Raw genomic sequence first — 14,400 nt, 5'->3', positions numbered from 1 at the left:
AATATTTACTATATTCGTCTGCGCTTACTCGCCTGGTTAGTTCAGATGGATAGAACGAGTCCCTCCTAAGGATTAAACTCGCGTTCGACTCGCGAACCGGGTATAGCAAAAAGGCCGCTTCATGCGGCCCTTTTCTCTTTAAACCAGTTCGCCGCGGATTACGTCCACGCAGTCGCCAACGAGACTTACGACGTTTGTCGGGTTGATTTCGATATTGCCACAGTCGACCATCATGTTCACGGAGTGTTGGAACGTTTTCCAGAGCTCGTCCGTCTCGTAGATGTCTTCGTCGCTGAGCTTGGCGGCAGTGCTCAAGATGGGCTTGTCAAAATGCTGGAACAGTTCCTTGAAAAACGGGTGCGTTGGAATGCGGATGCCGATTTCCGGGCGCTTGACGTCGAGCTTGCGAGCAATGTGCGGGTCGGCGGGGAGGATGAACGTGTACGGACCGGGCACGCGCTGCTTGATAATGTTGAACGCGAAGTTGCTTACGTGGGCGTAGCCGGTGGCGAAGCGAATGTCTGGGACGATGAGCGCCATGAAGAATTTTTTCATGGGCTTCTTGAGGGCGTAAAGCTTGTGGATTGCCTTGGTGGATTCGGCGTTGCAGCCGATGGCGTAGCCGGATTCGGTGGGGTAGAGGACGAGTCCGTCGTCTTCGAGGATCTCGGCGGCCTGCTTCACGATGCGGGCCTGCGGATTTTCTGGATGTACTTCGAGTCGCATATTATTCTATCTGTATTTCTCGTTTTTTGAGGGAATAATATACAAAAAAAGTCGGGAAAAAGCTGTGACGAAAATCGCGTTAATCGCGATGATGCTATCATCAAATCCTCGGGAGGACTTCGCTTGCTTCGAAGGCGTTTTTAAAGTGTGCGAATAGGAGCGGTTCCTGGTAGGCGCGGGTGCTCAGGACGTCGAAACGGCACGGCGTGTTGAAACCTTTGGGCGCGATTGCTTTTTGCGTTGATAAAAAATGGCAAGCGGTTTGCCAAATCTTCTTTTGCTTGAGACTGTTCACGCGGGCAGCGGGATTCCCTTCCTGGTTGTTCCAAACAGACTTGACTTCAACAAAAACGAGCGTTCCGTTATCGCGGGCGACAATGTCGAGCTCTCCGCCATGGTAAGCGTAATTACGGGCGACAACTTGGTAGCCTTTGCGCATCAAGAATGCCACCGCCTGCGTCTCGATAAAATTTCCTTTAGCGCGGTTGCATGTTCTTTGCACAACCTTTTTTTGCATTATCCCCTCTCGTCTTTCGTCTGTAGGCTCTCTGAGCCCGTTCTCTCGTCTCTATTTCACTTCCATCCCGAGCAATCTAATCTCGGAAATAGCGTAGTCGTCGTTGTCGGCTTCGTGCACATCTTCGAGGTAGAACCTGAGCTCCGTCGTTTCAACCGCCTGAATGTTCGGGTACTGCATCCCCTTGATGTTCTCAAGCTTAACACGTTGTTTGAACCCATCCTTCGTCTCGATGGTGAGCGTGCGCGGTTTCTTGAAAATGCGGAAGCGGTCACCGAATGCGTCATCCACGGACTTCTGGTAGCCAACGGCAATGCCGATGTTCGTGATGAGCGTGTTCTGGTCGAAGTACATGGCGAGCACCGGGTTCAGCGGCTTGAGCGGCATCTTGTTGAGCCATGCCGTGGTGAGGTCGCCGTCGGTCAAGTTTTCGATCGGGTAACCCTTTTTCATCTCAGGCTCAATCGCTCTCGTTTCGTAGTTTGCGATGACCTCGTTCCATTCGACTTCGTGCAACATATTCTGCGGCTTGTGCGTGAACATGAGGAGCATGAGCAAAATTACGATGAGCGGGAACAACACCGAGAACGCGACAATGATGAGTTTGTGCGGAGTGAGGTTGCTGCTGAATCGCTTGGCTGCTTCTGCAATGGAAGGAACGCTGCGGTGGCTGCCGGTCTTTCGTCCGACAGAAGAATTCTGATAAGGCGTGTCGTGCTGCGGGAACACCTGGTCGCATTCGTCCAAGAATTCCTGCATGTCGTGGAAGCGCTCGTTCAGCTTTTTCTTGAGGCACTTGAGTATCAGCGCCGAAAGTCCGTCCGGGATATCTTCGCGGAAAAGTTCCGGAGCCGGAGGCGGTTCCTGCACGTGCTTGAGCGCAATTTCCACAGGGCGGCTGCCTTCGAACGGCAAACGTCCGCAAGTCATTTCGTAAAGGATCACGCCCATGCTGTAAATGTCGGACTGGAGCGTGACTTCGTCACCGTGGCACTGTTCGGGCGACATGTATTCGGGCGTACCCATCGTCATGCCGGTGCGGGTGAGGCGTTCCTTTTCCATCTCCTGGATGTACGAAATGCCAAAGTCCATGATGTAGACGCGGTTGTCGCGCGTGAGCATGATGTTCGAGGGCTTCACGTCGCGGTGGACAATGCCCTTGCTGTGCGCATAAAGTAATCCGCGTGCAATTTGCCTGATGATGACTTCGATAGCTTCGAACGAGAGCTTGCTCTTGTTTTGCAAAATTTCGGCAAGTGAAATACCTTGCACGTAAGTCATCGAGATAAAAAGCTGGTTCCCTTGCTGTCCAAAGTCGAACACGTGAACAATGTTCTGGTGGTCGAGTTCCTTCATGGCCTGCGCTTCGAGATAGAAACGCTTGATAGCTTCGACATCGGAGGTCGAGTCGAGAATCTTGAAGGCTACTTCGCGGTTTAGCCTTTTATCGAGAGCCTTGTAGACATAGCCCATTCCACCTTTGCCGAGCGTTCCCAATAGTTCGTAGTTTTCGTTAAAGGGGTACGGAAAATTTAGCGGTTGTTCTGGACGTATCATCTTGGCTTCTTTAATTTGTGTAGTAAAATTGCAGTTACAATATAGAAACTAAGCGCGATGGCGATGGCGAAAATCGCGTTGAAAATGTCGTCTTTTCGTTCCAGCAAAATGTTGAGGAGCGAAGCTTGGTTGTAGCGCGACCAGATTACGCTCGAAAGCGCGCGGCCAATGGGCTGCATTTGGTCAAGCGGCACGAGGGCTCCGGCGAGGGCGACTTGCGGAATAATGAGTAGCGGCAAGAAGGCATTTGCCTGGCTCGTGTTCTTGGTGAGCGTACTCGTGAAAAGCCCGACGGTGGTTGCGGGGACGGCGATGCAGGCGAAAACGCAGGCGATAAGTGTAATTTTTGGGGTGGGGCTAATGCGACTACCGATAAACGCATATACAATGGCGGTCTGCATCATCGTGAAAATGATGGGGAGCGTGCATTTTGCAGTCAGCGTCGAAAGTGCCGAAACGCCTCGGCGGAACTTGTCGCGGAGAATGTCTTTCTCTTGCACGATTTCACGGATGGAAAGCGAGAGCGCAAACCAGTTCGCACAAAGGATAATCGCGAAAGCGACTGTCCAGAGCGAGCTTTGATCGGAGAATATTTGCGAGAGCAAAAATCCTATAATCGCGGGTTGCACAAAAAGTGCTGCAATGCGGCCTTTGTCGCGGAACCACTGCTTGGCGGTGATGCGCACGGTGTAGGCAAAATTGCGGGGGAGCTTGGTGCGTTCAAAGTAATACTTGCTGTCGCGCACTTTTTGCTCGTGCTTGTAGCTCTCGTGAAATTCCGCCGCCTTGCTTTGTGTGATGCTCGTGAGGAGCGCTTGCGGGTCGTTCGTATTGAAGTGCGTGTATGCGGCTTGAACGGTCCCGAAGAAAGCTTCTTCGCCCTGGTGCAGTACGAGAACTTTATTTGCAATTTGCAATGCCTCGTAGCTGTGAGTCGTGAGGATAATCGTATGACCGAGGAACGCTAGCTGCTTCAAGTGCGTACAAAGGATTCTCGAATTGTACGGGTCAAGACCCGAGAGCGGTTCGTCGAGAATCACGAGGCCTGGATTGCCCATGAGCTCACGTGCGAGCGCGACGCGGCGCATTTCGCCGCCGCTGAGCGTCTTCACGAGGTTATGCTTGCGTCCGCTCAGCCCGAAAAGTTCGCAGAACTTTTCGAGTCGCGCAAGTGCATCTTGCTTGAAGTTCCGCACGTCCATCGACGAACGCGCACCGTCGAGAATAGTTTCCTCGACGGTCAGCTCCGGGCGGAGCGGCGGGTCTTGCGGTAATATTGCAATGCGCCTGCGAATCTCGTTTTTGCGATAATCGACACCGCCAATGCGCACAATGCTTTGCTTGTCGCAACTGTTGATGCCTTGAATCATCTTCAGGAGTGAAGATTTACCTTGACCGGAACGCCCGATAATTGCGAGAATCTCGCCTGCGGGGAGTTCGAAATCAATCCCTTTCAGTAATTGCTTTTTACCAGCAAAAACATTCACGTTTTGCGCGAAAACATCAAAGCCCGAATTTTGCGCTTCAATCAGCAAATCGTTGTTGCGGAACCCGACTACGGCCGATTCAAATCGACAGGCGTCACCGCTTGCAATTGTAATCGTGCGTGTGCGCTTGCCGCCCTCGTCCACAATCGCTTTCGCGAATTTTATCTCGGCACGATTTTCGCGGGCATTACCAGAATTCCCGCCAGCATTCCCTGCATCTCGCGCATCTCGGCTCACAATTCTGCGGCACTTCGCTTTCCCGATTCCAGAAATTTCAATTTCTCTCCATTCCGTCGTGAGCGTTACGGTCTGCATATCGCTTTCCGCTTCTCGCTCCATAATCAAAAGCGTCAAATCTGCGCCACGGAGTGTCGCTCGCAATTGCCTCGGCCCAATGAGAATCACGTCGCCATCATTCAAAATGGCGGTCGTCACGTCTTTCCCGTTCAGCATCGTGATGCTGTTCTGGGTCAAGCTTTGCAAAATCCATTTGCCGTCCGTAAAATTCAGAACCGCATGATACCTCGAAACCATCAGGTTGTCAAATTGCAAAACGTTATCCGATTTGCGTCCGATGGTAAACGGTTTCGATGGGTCTGGATTGACGAGGCGGAATGGAAACATCGCGTTTGTCCGTTATTGTAATTCTTTCACGAACGCTTCAAAGCGGTCGCAAGCCTTCGCGAGATTTTCGTCGCTTGCGGCGTACGAGAATCGAACGCATGTGTCGTCGCCAAAGGCGGCTCCCGGCACAATCGCAAGTCCCTTGCTTTCCAAAAGTGCGCTGCAAAAATCAATCGAGCCTGCAATCACCTTGCCGTCCGGAGTCTTTTTGCCGTAGTAATCGCTCACCGGTGCAAACAGGTAGAATGCACCTTCGGGGGCGCGCGGCTTGGTCTTCAAAAATGAAGTGCGTTCAAGCATGTAAGCTCTGCGCTTGCGGAAGGCTGCCTGCATGGCGTGTACATTGCTCTTGTCCATGTTGAGTGCGCCGAGGGCTGCATACTGCGCGACATTGCTCGGGTGGTGCGTGGCCTGTCCCTGGATTTTGCCGATGATCTTTGCAATCGGAGCGGGGGCGGCATCGTAACCGATTCTCCAACCGGTCATGCAATGCGATTTCGAAAAACCGTTAATTACAATTGTGCGTTCTGCCATGCCGGGGAACACTGCGGCGCTTGTAAATTCTGTATCGTAGACAAAGTATTCATAAACTTCGTCCGAGATGCAGTAGATGTCCTGTGCGACAATTTCTTTGGCTAGTGCTTCAAGTTCGCTCTTGCTGTAAACGGCGCCAGTTGGGTTGCACGGATTGTTCAAGAGAATGGCTTTCGTGCGCGGCGTGCATGCCTTGCGCAAATCTTCGGCGTCAATCTTGAAGTTCTTTTCGATGCCCGCTTCAACAAACACCGGCGTACCGCCAAGCCACTTCACAAGTTCCGGGTACGTGACCCAGTACGGGGCGGGGATAATCACTTCGTCGCCAGGGTTAATCAAGGCGGCGAGTGCGTTGAACACAGCGTGCTTTGCACCGCTCGTCATGATGATTTGCGATGCGTCGTAATGGAGCCCGTTTTCTTCTTCCAGTTTTTTGGCGACTGCCTTGCGCACGTCCAAAATCCCGACGGGTGCGGTATAGCGCGTCTTGCCTGCGCGGATAGCTTCAATTGCCGCATCTTGAATGGGAGGGGGCGTTCCAAAGTCGGGTTCGCCTGCGCCGAGACTCACGACGTCCTTGCCGTCTGCGATCATCTGTTTTGCCATCGTGTCGATGGCGACGGTGAGCGATGCTGCAATATTTTGCGTTCTATCAGAAAGCGTTTTCATTTTTAGCTTCCTTTTTCCTTTTCTGTCTCAGACGGTATTGGTCGAGCGATCCTGCGATGAGGGGGAAGATGGTGAATTGAGAAATGAATATGCAGATAAGGCCCGTCAACGAGACGTAACCCATGCTGCGAAGCCCCGGATGGGACGAAACGAGCATGCCGTAAGTACCGATGAACGCAGCCATCTGCGAGAGGAAAATCGTAAAGAACTTGTCCCTTAGAATTGTGAGCGCCGTCCCTTTTTGCTTCTCGTAATAAGCCGTGAAAAACTGGAGAGAACCATCGATGCTTGCTCCAATGAGAATTGGGAAGGTGAGTGCGCTGTAGGCTGAAATCTTCACGTCAAAAAAGTTGAGCGCCGCAAGGAACCAGCTTGCTGCAAATACAGACGGGAGCGCGGTAAACAGGGCTCGGCTAAAGCGGTTGTAATAAACGAGCATGAACAGGAATACCAAAATACCACCCACTTGCAATGGCCTACTAAAGTTATTTGTAATCCTGTCCAAGAAAATAGCGCGTGTAATCGGGATGCCAGCCACCAAGTATTTCCCGTTATCAATCCCTTCAATCTGGTGGAGTTCCTTGTACAACTTCACGCATTCACTGCCGTAGTTTTCCTTGATGTCCGTAAAGATGAATGCAAAACGCCCTTGCTTGCCGTGCTTGTCGCGGAATTTTTTGGCGATGTACTCAGGCGGTTCAAAATCGTCGGATTCGTCGAATTCCAGAGCCTGTTCCACCTTCTCAAGATTTTCAAGTTCGCTCTTGGAGAGCGCTTCACGGAATTCCTTTGTGACCAAGCTATGCAGCTGGCGGAGCTTTTCCATTTTCTTCTGCTGCAAGTTGGGGGAGAACTGCGCGAGCGTAAACAGTGAATTGACGGTCGAAAGTTCGCCGTTGTTCTTGAGCTTGGTGAATTCTTCCAGCAGGTTTTCGCTTTCGGCACTTTCCGGGAGCATCACGATGACCGGTGTCTTGTTCATGAATCCCGTCTCGGCAATCAGGGAATCAATCGTCGCGTCCTTGTAGTTGATTTCTGTTGCCGAAAAGTCGTTGCGGATGTGCAAGCGCGTGCCGCCGATGTAAAGCCCGACGAGGCTTGCTGCGATGATAATCGAGAAAATCGTCCAGTTCAGACGGTTCGAAAGCATCGAAATTTTGCATTCAGGATGGATTTGCGAATGCCTGATGGAAAACGGTTTTTTGCGCTGTGCCATCTGCAAAAGTGCGGTCGAGAAAAGCAGCGTAATTGCCCAGTTCAAAATGCAGCCCGTCGATCCGAGCACGCCGAGTTCCTGGAGTCCCGGCAGCGGAATCAAGATGAGGCTAGCGAACAACGTGGCGAATGCAAAAGTTGAAACAGCGGTGGAGGGACCAATGCCGAGCAGCGCACTTTCAATGCAAAGTTGTGGACTCAAGTTCTGTTCGCGTTCCAAGAAGTATCTGTTCAGAACGTGGTTGATAATCTGCAGCGCTTGCCCCGGAAGCACAATTGCAAGCAAAAGCGTAAACAGGTTGATGCGCCCGTAGAACAAGTACGAACACGCCATTGTCGTGACAATCGGCGTTGCAATCGGCAGTGCCGAAATAAAAATCAATTGTGGCTGCCTAAAGAAGTTGAGAATCAAAAGCAGAATGATCAGCCCCGCCGTGACGTAGCCCACCATCTTCGCTTCGGGCAAAAGTCGCTTGCCGGTCTGGATAGATTCGTAGACCTTGCCCGCGTAATGCACCTGGAAATCGCTAGGCGTTTTTTCGTTTTTCAACTGCTCGGTAACTTCATAGAACAAGTTACGGTTCGCCTGCAAATCCGAGATGGAGTGCGTCGGGTAAATCTCGACAATGCGGATGGTCCCGGTCTTGTTGGAATGGCTCACGGCGAGCTTGTCAAAGTACTTCTTTTCGAGGTCGCTCAAAAGCTGTTCGCGCTGTTCCGAAGTCGTCTGCGTGATGGAATCAATCGCGCTCTTGAGGTCGATGAACAGCGGGTTGTTCTTCATGATGTAGTCGTGCTTGAGCTGCTCGATACGATGCACCATGATGTCAATATCGTTTTCACTAGCGTACAAGAACTTGTTCTTCTTGTAATAATCGATGTCGGTCTCGAAGTCCGCAAAATGGACCGCCGGACTCGTCTGCATCTTTTGTGCGAGGTCTTTGGCGATGCGATAGTTCGCGCTCGAATCCGCCGATTGCAAAATGACGATGAGGCTCCCGAGCCCGCCAAATTCGTCTTCAATTTTCTGGACGTTGCTCGGTTCACGCGCACTCGTAATCGTGTCTTGCAGCTGCAAATCCCAGCGCAAGTGCATGATGGGGTAAATGCTCAAGATGCCTACCGCAAGGAACACCGTAAGGATGATCTTCGGGTAAGTCGCTAATTTTTTGATAATTTTTGCAAAAAGTGAAAACATCATACTCAATATAACTATATATTAGGGTGGAAATGATTCGTTTGGTAACATTACTGGTACTTGTGGGCGTGCTGTGTTTGCCTGCGCGTGCAAATGAGTCTAGCGAAGCGGTGCAGGACACTTCTTCGAGTTCTTCGTCGTTCTTCGAGATCATTTCTTGGCCCTTCGTCCATGTCATCCAGCCGTTTTTTAGCTCGCTCGTTTACCCGATTGCGGCTCCGATGCTCTATGCGATTGACAATGGCGTTGCCGACAAGGCGGTGGAGCTTATCACGTTCGGAAGCAAGCGCAATATCCTCATTTACCCGTTGTTTAACCTGAAACCGGGGAGCTCCACGATGATTGGCGTGTGCTACCGACACAGGAACCTATTTTTGCAGAGTGACTATACCGTTGTCGAAGAGCATTTTTACGCCAATAGCGACGTCGATGTCAAATTGCGCTATTCAAAGCAGTCACTTTTCGGGAAAAAATTGTACGGAGCGACGAATTTGAACCTCTATATGGACCGTGATAACGGTTTTGTTCTGCCGATGACCAAGGAATCGTTCAAACAGGCAGATACGACATTGAATTGGGGCGTGCAATTGGGTTTTCCGTTGACGGAATCGCGAAATTGGAACTTTAGCTTTGGTGGCGAACTCTATTACCATTGGGCGGATTTTACGGATACAAAGGACTCCGTGCTCGATGACCCCAAGTACCTGATTGAAGACCGTGGTTTGTACCAGACCCACTATGAATTCCCGATTTTCATGAACCTCGTTTACGATAATTTGGATTTCCCGTACGCGCCGTCGAGAGGTCAACGTTTTAGCTTGAGAGCGTCTTATGTGGCTGTAAGTGAGTACGAGGGGATTAATTCCGATGACCTTGCGTTGGTAGGTCTGAAACGTGAGGGCGGTTTAAAGGATGGTGGCAAAAACCATGACTTTATCAGTATCGACGCCTTTTATCAAATCTATTTCTTCATCGGAAGTGCGGATAAGTATGTGCTTACGGCAAAAGAAGGCCGCAAAACGAGAAAATTCTATACAGATTTCTCGTGGAGCGAAGCGCTTCGTGTGTGGCGCCCAGAAAATCTAGTGGAAACACTTTTTGAACGCCGTGTTTTTGCATTCCAGTTCCGTTTCCAGGGCGTTTGGGAAATGGAAAAGGGTGGTGCGCCGTATTCGGCTTTCCCGGCATTGAATGCAAGGTTCCCCCTGCGTGGTTACACGAACGCGTGGGTGGCTCCGTTCTTGATGGGACTTTCGGCGGAATACCGTTGGCCGGTGGACCGCTTGGTGGATGGCGTTGTGTTCGACGAATATGCAATGATTAGCGATAAGGTGAATAGCTGGTCAAAGGATCATCTCTACAACTCGTGGGGGTTTGGTGTCCGCGTGCGTAAGCCCGATATGTTCTTGCTTCGCTTGCAGTTTGCCTTCCATAGCTGGCACGGCATCAGCCTTATTTTCACCATCGCCCCAGAATTCCGTTAATGACGCTGTCATGCCCGCCACCGAGCCGTAATGCTGTCATGCCGGCCACTGTGCCGGCATCGCCATTCTCGAAGCACCGTAGGTGCGTAGTCGAAGGATCCAGTTATTTTTTATAGCATCAGTTCCATCTGCTCGCTCATCAGCGATTTTGGTATTGTCTTGTGTAGCATCCTGTACGCGTTTGGCGTTGCGACGCGCCCGCGCGGCGTCCTGGAAATAAGCCCTTTCTGGATCAGGTACGGCTCGTAGACCTCTTCGAGCGTGTCCGGCTCTTCACCCATGGCAGCACTGATCGTTCCTAGACCGACCGGACCTCCGTTGAACTTGTCGATCATCATCGCAAGAATCTTGCGGTCGGTCGGGTCCAGCCCTTCGCTATCGATTCCGAGCATTTCGAGCGTCTTGAGTGCTGCGCGTTCGTCAATTACGCCTGTTCCGCGCACTTGAGCCACGTCTCGACAACGCCTAAGTACACGGTTTGCCACACGAGGCGTCCCGCGGCAGCGTCCGCCGAGAATCTTTGCCGCTTCTTCCGAGAGTTCAACGCCTAAAATGCGTGCGCTACGCATGAGAATCTTGACGATGTCCTTCTCGTTGTACAGCTCCAGTCGGTATTGCAACCCGAAGCGGTCGCGGAGCGGTCCGGTCAACAGCCCGCTGCGGGTGGTAGCGCCCACGAGCGTAAAATGCTTGAGCGGGAGGTTCACGCTCCTTGCTGCCGGACCGGAATCCAACATGATGTCGAGCCTGAAATCTTCCATAGCGGGGTAGAGGTATTCTTCGACCACGCGGTTTAATCGGTGAATTTCGTCGATGAACAAAATGTCGTTCTCTTGCAGGCTCGTGAGGAGCCCTGCAAGGTCGCTAGCCTTTTCGAGCACGGGACCGCTTGTGATGTGGATGTTCACGCCCATTTCTTTGGCGATAATGCTCGAAAGAGTCGTCTTTCCGAGACCTGGAGGACCCGCAAACAAGCAGTGGTCGAGCGCATCGCCGCGCTGTTTCGCGGCTTCAATCGCAATCGAAAGGCTTTCCTTGATATCGTCTTGCCCTGTAAATTCGCTCAAACTAGGCGGTCGCAAGTTGCGGTCTGTATCGCCCTCGTCAAAAGAACACTTCTGCGGTGAAATTATACGCTGATCTTCCATATTTTCCCTGCACTGTCACCCCGGATTTATTCCGGGGCCACCATTCCTTCCTTGTTACCCCGGATTCTGTGTCGGGGGCGCCAATTTATAAATACTTTAAAGCCTCCGGTATGAGGGCTGCGGCATCCGCCCCGTCCCCAAGAACCTCGACCGCCTTCACAACAGCCTTTTCCGCCGCCGGATCCTTCACCCCGAGCGTATGCAGTGCCAAAACAGCCTCGAGCTTTGCTCCCGTCAACGCACCGACACTTGTAATCCCGCTGCCCTCGACATCGCCGAGCGCCTGCAACATATTTGCCGCTTTTTCCTTAAGCGTAAGCGTCATCTGCTCGCAAGTTTTTTTGCCGAGCCCCTTGATCTTTCCAAGAGAAGCCTTGTTGTCGCTTGCAATCATGTTCAGCAAGTCTGCAGGCGTGCTCCCGCTCAAAATCCGCTGTGCAAGCTTCGGGCCGACTCCGTTGACCTCCAAAAGCATCAAAAACAGGTTCTTTTCGGTCGTATCCGCAAATCCGAAAAGCGTCATGGAATCTTCGCGCACCACAAGATTCGTGTGCAGCGTGACTTCAGCACCTTCATCGGGCAGCTTGCCCGCCGTAAAAGCCGAAATATTGATGCCGTAACCGACACCCGCACACTCCACAACCACAAACGTGGGGGATTTCTGCACCAAAACGCCTCGAATCCGCTCGATCATAAAATCTCCAAAATATGCACTTTTGTGCTACTGCACGAATATACACTATTTTTTTTCGCGTGTCAAGAGAAAACGAAAAACTTTCACCAAAACCTTTGTGGTAGGATCCTCTGAATTTGGGTGGTTTATTTTTCTTTGCGAATGCTTTGAGTCCATTCTGAAAGAATCGCTTCCAGCTTTTTGAAATTACAACACCAAAGCTCTGCGAATTTGTTTTTTCCTTCTGTTCTGCTTAGGTACACTTTTAGGGCTTTTTCTACAATGGAATTTAGATTTTTTCGAATGAAAATCCATTCGTCTTTGAGAATCTCGTTGTTTATAACGCAGGTGTTGATTAGGCTTTCGTGAACGGGAACCATGTTGCCAAACAACAAAACTGCAATCTCGTTTCCTTTGGGTCCAGATATCGTCATCGTGAATGTGTTGGGACGTTTGCTTCGTCCCTTCTTTTGCCGTACGTCGTTTGTTTGCGAGGTAAGCGGAATGCAATAGAATTGTTCTGCAATCTTGACTGCAAGAAAGACATAGGGTCTTTTCTTTGTGCTGACTTTAGGTTCCGACAAACGAAGTGTGTCTAGATATTCTTCCTTGACAAAAACTAATCGTGATTGATTCGTTATCTTCATTGCGACTCCTTAACAAAAAAGATTACAACCCCCAAGAAGGGATTGTAATCTTTTAAAAATGTCCACTAAGGCAGGACCTCGCACCTTTTGAATCTGTCCACTAAGGTAGGACCACACACCTTTTGTTTCTGTCCACTGAGGCAGGACCTCGCACTTGTTGCCGATATCTCGACAATAATTAATATATATAAATTTTACTAATAAGTCAATGTTTGAAATCGCTATCAAGGTTGTTTGCGGTATTTTGATTGTTTTCATGTCAACTCCTTCTGCTTACATGCGGAAAAAACAGAAATTACAATATGTAATATACATTTGTTCACTACTTTTGTCAAGCCTTTGCCTGTTTTTTATGCGTTTCTTGGAAAAATCCAATCACTTGCGCCGTTCATATAGAATAGGTATATTCTTAATCGAAAAAAAAGAAACCTGAACTTTTGAAAGCTTTGGAGGCTAACATGTTTGACCATCATGAATACGAAGCTCTTGAAGCCGAAGCCTTCCTTAAGGGCCAGGCTAGAGGCAGGGATAGTGAGCGCAAGAAAAATGATGTTCTGACATCAAAACGTGCAGATTTTCTGCGTTCGCAGAACGTGCCGGATAGTGTGATTGCGGCTATGCTTGCCCTGAAGTAGCTAATTTGTGGGGTCAAGAGAATACTTTCCTCTTGACCTTTTTGTACCCCTGATTGATCAGCAGCGGCGCCCCAACACCGACGACCGTGTACGCCAACCACCAGAACGGCCTATCCGCCAAAACCGGGAACACGCTCAGAGTCTCGTGCGGCAAATTGTACAGGCAAACCTGGATGTACGTCACAATCTTGAACGTCAGAAAGTGCAGCCCAATGATGCAGACCGTATTCTGCCCGAGATAACTGAAAAAGCTCGTCGCCCAAGAAAAACGCGACACCCCGACCGAAACGGCGTAAATCAGGAACCACCCCGCGACTGCGCATAGCAAATAGAAAGCGGGGGAGGTGTAGACCCCCATGCTAAGCTCCACCGACCCGAACTGGTTGCAAACGAGCAAAATCGCAAGCGTCACCACGATAACCGACGCCCAAATCCGTGGCGAAATGGCGCTAAACGGCAATTTTTTCAGCAGAACCCCGATGGCAAACATCACGTAAGCCCCTGCGATGTGCTCGAAAATGCTATGAATTCGAATGCCTCGCTGAATCAGGTAGAACGAAACCAAAAAAAGCGCGAGCCCCAGCGCAAAGTTCACAAATTCTCGGAACCGCACGTGCAGACGCTTGAGCAAATAATCCACAAACGCGTAAAGAATCGTGACCTCGAACAACGTCCCGAGGAACCAGCAGGCACCCGCCAGCGGCCCGCCCTTCATGTACAAAAGCGCGTTGAACAGAATCCCGCTTGCAAGAGTCGGAGCCGTCTTCACGTCGATGGGGTAGATCTCGTACCTGATGAACGCCCCGGAGAGCAAAAGGAACAGCGTGTTGAAAAAGAAACACGGCAACCACAGGCTCTTGAACCTCTTCCGGAGCAAATCCAGAAACTTGGGAAAGTTATCGCTGTAGACCGAATTCAGAACGTAGCCCGAAGCCATGAAGAAAATCGGCATGTGGAACAAGTAGATAAAATTCTTCGCCGCGCATTCGCAATGCCCAAGAACCACAAGGACAATCCCGATGCCCTTGATAATGTCCAAGTTCCTTGAACGTTCTAACTTGTGCGGTCCCGCCGAATCCATCCAAAACCTTGAAAAAGTCCCTGTTACGTACTCATGAAAATTTAATATAAAATGAGACGAATAAATGTTTTATTTCTTTGACAAACCGTAATGGGTTGTTTTTGGGACTAATTGCAATGTATCCAAAATTTAACCGAAACTTTTCCGGGAAAATCGCGTGTTAAATAGAGTGGTATGGGGAAATCCTACTGCTTTACGGGGGCGT

General features: G+C 50.5%; 12 protein-coding genes and 1 tRNA gene. 3 read left to right on the top strand and 10 right to left on the bottom strand.

Features of this window, described 5'->3' with window-relative positions:
- The first annotated feature begins 30 nt into the window (after nucleotides 1–30).
- A tRNA-Arg gene (locus BUC30_RS00200) sits at nucleotides 31–103 on the top strand.
- Between the two features lie 35 nt (nucleotides 104–138).
- On the opposite strand, the gene BUC30_RS00195 is transcribed toward BUC30_RS00200, so the two are convergent.
- From BUC30_RS00195 to BUC30_RS00170, 6 genes are all read right to left on the bottom strand, one after another.
- Nucleotides 139–726, bottom strand: a complete 588-nt coding sequence (locus tag BUC30_RS00195) for an L-threonylcarbamoyladenylate synthase (RefSeq protein ID WP_073422857.1) — start codon at nucleotides 724–726, stop codon at nucleotides 139–141.
- Between the two features lie 100 nt (nucleotides 727–826).
- Complete coding sequence (locus BUC30_RS00190; RefSeq protein WP_073422855.1) at nucleotides 827–1,243, bottom strand: YraN family protein; 417 nt, start codon at nucleotides 1,241–1,243, stop codon at nucleotides 827–829.
- Between the two features lie 51 nt (nucleotides 1,244–1,294).
- On the bottom strand, nucleotides 1,295–2,800 hold the full coding sequence (locus tag BUC30_RS00185) for a serine/threonine-protein kinase (protein WP_073422853.1): 1,506 nt from the start codon (nucleotides 2,798–2,800) through the stop codon (nucleotides 1,295–1,297).
- Nucleotides 2,797–4,911, bottom strand: coding sequence for an ATP-binding cassette domain-containing protein (locus BUC30_RS00180; protein WP_073422851.1), 2,115 nt, complete (start codon nucleotides 4,909–4,911; stop codon nucleotides 2,797–2,799). Before BUC30_RS00180 ends, BUC30_RS00185 begins: the two co-directional genes overlap by 4 nt.
- 12 nt (nucleotides 4,912–4,923) lie before the next feature.
- Nucleotides 4,924–6,114 (bottom strand): pyridoxal phosphate-dependent aminotransferase, encoded by a 1,191-nt coding sequence (locus BUC30_RS00175; RefSeq protein ID WP_073422850.1) that lies wholly within the window; start codon nucleotides 6,112–6,114, stop codon nucleotides 4,924–4,926.
- The gene (locus BUC30_RS00170) at nucleotides 6,098–8,530 is read right to left on the bottom strand and encodes an efflux RND transporter permease subunit (RefSeq protein WP_073422848.1); all 2,433 of its coding nucleotides are present in this window, start codon (nucleotides 8,528–8,530) and stop codon (nucleotides 6,098–6,100) included. The genes BUC30_RS00175 and BUC30_RS00170 overlap by 17 nt, the downstream gene beginning before the upstream one ends.
- 29 nt (nucleotides 8,531–8,559) lie before the next feature.
- Here BUC30_RS00170 and BUC30_RS00165 point away from each other — a divergent pair, with 29 nt between their 5' ends.
- Entirely contained in the window at nucleotides 8,560–10,011 is a 1,452-nt protein-coding gene (locus BUC30_RS00165; protein ID WP_244536402.1) for a BamA/TamA family outer membrane protein, read from the top strand.
- Nucleotides 10,012–10,121: 110 nt separating this feature from the next.
- Here the strand turns inward: BUC30_RS00165 and ruvB are convergent, their stop codons facing one another.
- The 3 genes from ruvB to BUC30_RS00150 all read right to left on the bottom strand — a co-directional run bounded on the left by ruvB (nucleotide 10,122) and on the right by BUC30_RS00150 (nucleotide 12,479).
- Nucleotides 10,122–11,159 carry a Holliday junction branch migration DNA helicase RuvB gene (gene ruvB, locus BUC30_RS00160; RefSeq protein WP_073422844.1) on the bottom strand — a complete coding sequence of 346 codons (1,038 nt, stop codon included), beginning with the start codon at nucleotides 11,157–11,159 and terminating at the stop codon, nucleotides 10,122–10,124.
- 85 nt (nucleotides 11,160–11,244) lie between these two features.
- Nucleotides 11,245–11,853: a Holliday junction branch migration protein RuvA gene (gene ruvA, locus BUC30_RS00155; RefSeq protein ID WP_073422842.1), complete on the bottom strand. Its 609-nt coding sequence runs from the start codon at nucleotides 11,851–11,853 to the stop codon at nucleotides 11,245–11,247.
- A 125-nt stretch (nucleotides 11,854–11,978) separates the two neighbouring features.
- Nucleotides 11,979–12,479 carry a type III toxin-antitoxin system ToxN/AbiQ family toxin gene (locus BUC30_RS00150; RefSeq protein WP_073422840.1) on the bottom strand — a complete coding sequence of 167 codons (501 nt, stop codon included), beginning with the start codon at nucleotides 12,477–12,479 and terminating at the stop codon, nucleotides 11,979–11,981.
- A gap of 458 nt (nucleotides 12,480–12,937) precedes the next feature.
- Between BUC30_RS00150 and BUC30_RS15975 the strand changes: the two genes are divergently transcribed.
- A complete protein-coding gene (locus BUC30_RS15975; protein ID WP_170861473.1) occupies nucleotides 12,938–13,114 on the top strand; it encodes a hypothetical protein in 177 nt (58 codons plus the stop codon).
- A 13-nt stretch (nucleotides 13,115–13,127) separates the two neighbouring features.
- On the opposite strand, the gene BUC30_RS00140 is transcribed toward BUC30_RS15975, so the two are convergent.
- On the bottom strand, nucleotides 13,128–14,195 hold the full coding sequence (locus BUC30_RS00140; protein WP_073422836.1) for an acyltransferase family protein: 1,068 nt from the start codon (nucleotides 14,193–14,195) through the stop codon (nucleotides 13,128–13,130).
- Between the last annotated feature and the right edge of the window lie 205 nt (nucleotides 14,196–14,400).

This window comes from Fibrobacter sp. UWB7 (assembly GCF_900142945.1).
GTDB lineage: Bacteria > Fibrobacterota > Fibrobacteria > Fibrobacterales > Fibrobacteraceae > Fibrobacter.
Note: the sequence above shows the minus strand (reverse complement) of the source record. Positions and strands in the feature narration are given on the sequence as shown.

Bases quoted from the DNA above. Each gene is read 5' to 3' on its own strand.
- BUC30_RS00195 (WP_073422857.1), bottom strand. From the start codon at position 726: ATGCGACTCGAAGTACATCCAGAAAATCCGCAGGCCCGCATCGTGAAG.
- BUC30_RS00190 (WP_073422855.1), bottom strand. From the start codon at position 1,243: ATGCAAAAAAAGGTTGTGCAAAGAACATGCAACCGCGCTAAAGGAAAT.
- BUC30_RS00185 (WP_073422853.1), bottom strand. From the start codon at position 2,800: ATGATACGTCCAGAACAACCGCTAAATTTTCCGTACCCCTTTAACGAA.
- BUC30_RS00180 (WP_073422851.1), bottom strand. From the start codon at position 4,911: ATGTTTCCATTCCGCCTCGTCAATCCAGACCCATCGAAACCGTTTACC.
- BUC30_RS00175 (WP_073422850.1), bottom strand. From the start codon at position 6,114: ATGAAAACGCTTTCTGATAGAACGCAAAATATTGCAGCATCGCTCACC.
- BUC30_RS00170 (WP_073422848.1), bottom strand. From the start codon at position 8,530: ATGATGTTTTCACTTTTTGCAAAAATTATCAAAAAATTAGCGACTTAC.
- BUC30_RS00165 (WP_244536402.1), top strand. From the start codon at position 8,560: ATGATTCGTTTGGTAACATTACTGGTACTTGTGGGCGTGCTGTGTTTG.
- ruvB (WP_073422844.1), bottom strand. From the start codon at position 11,159: ATGGAAGATCAGCGTATAATTTCACCGCAGAAGTGTTCTTTTGACGAG.
- ruvA (WP_073422842.1), bottom strand. From the start codon at position 11,853: ATGATCGAGCGGATTCGAGGCGTTTTGGTGCAGAAATCCCCCACGTTT.
- BUC30_RS00150 (WP_073422840.1), bottom strand. From the start codon at position 12,479: ATGAAGATAACGAATCAATCACGATTAGTTTTTGTCAAGGAAGAATAT.
- BUC30_RS15975 (WP_170861473.1), top strand. From the start codon at position 12,938: ATGTTTGACCATCATGAATACGAAGCTCTTGAAGCCGAAGCCTTCCTT.
- BUC30_RS00140 (WP_073422836.1), bottom strand. From the start codon at position 14,195: ATGGATTCGGCGGGACCGCACAAGTTAGAACGTTCAAGGAACTTGGAC.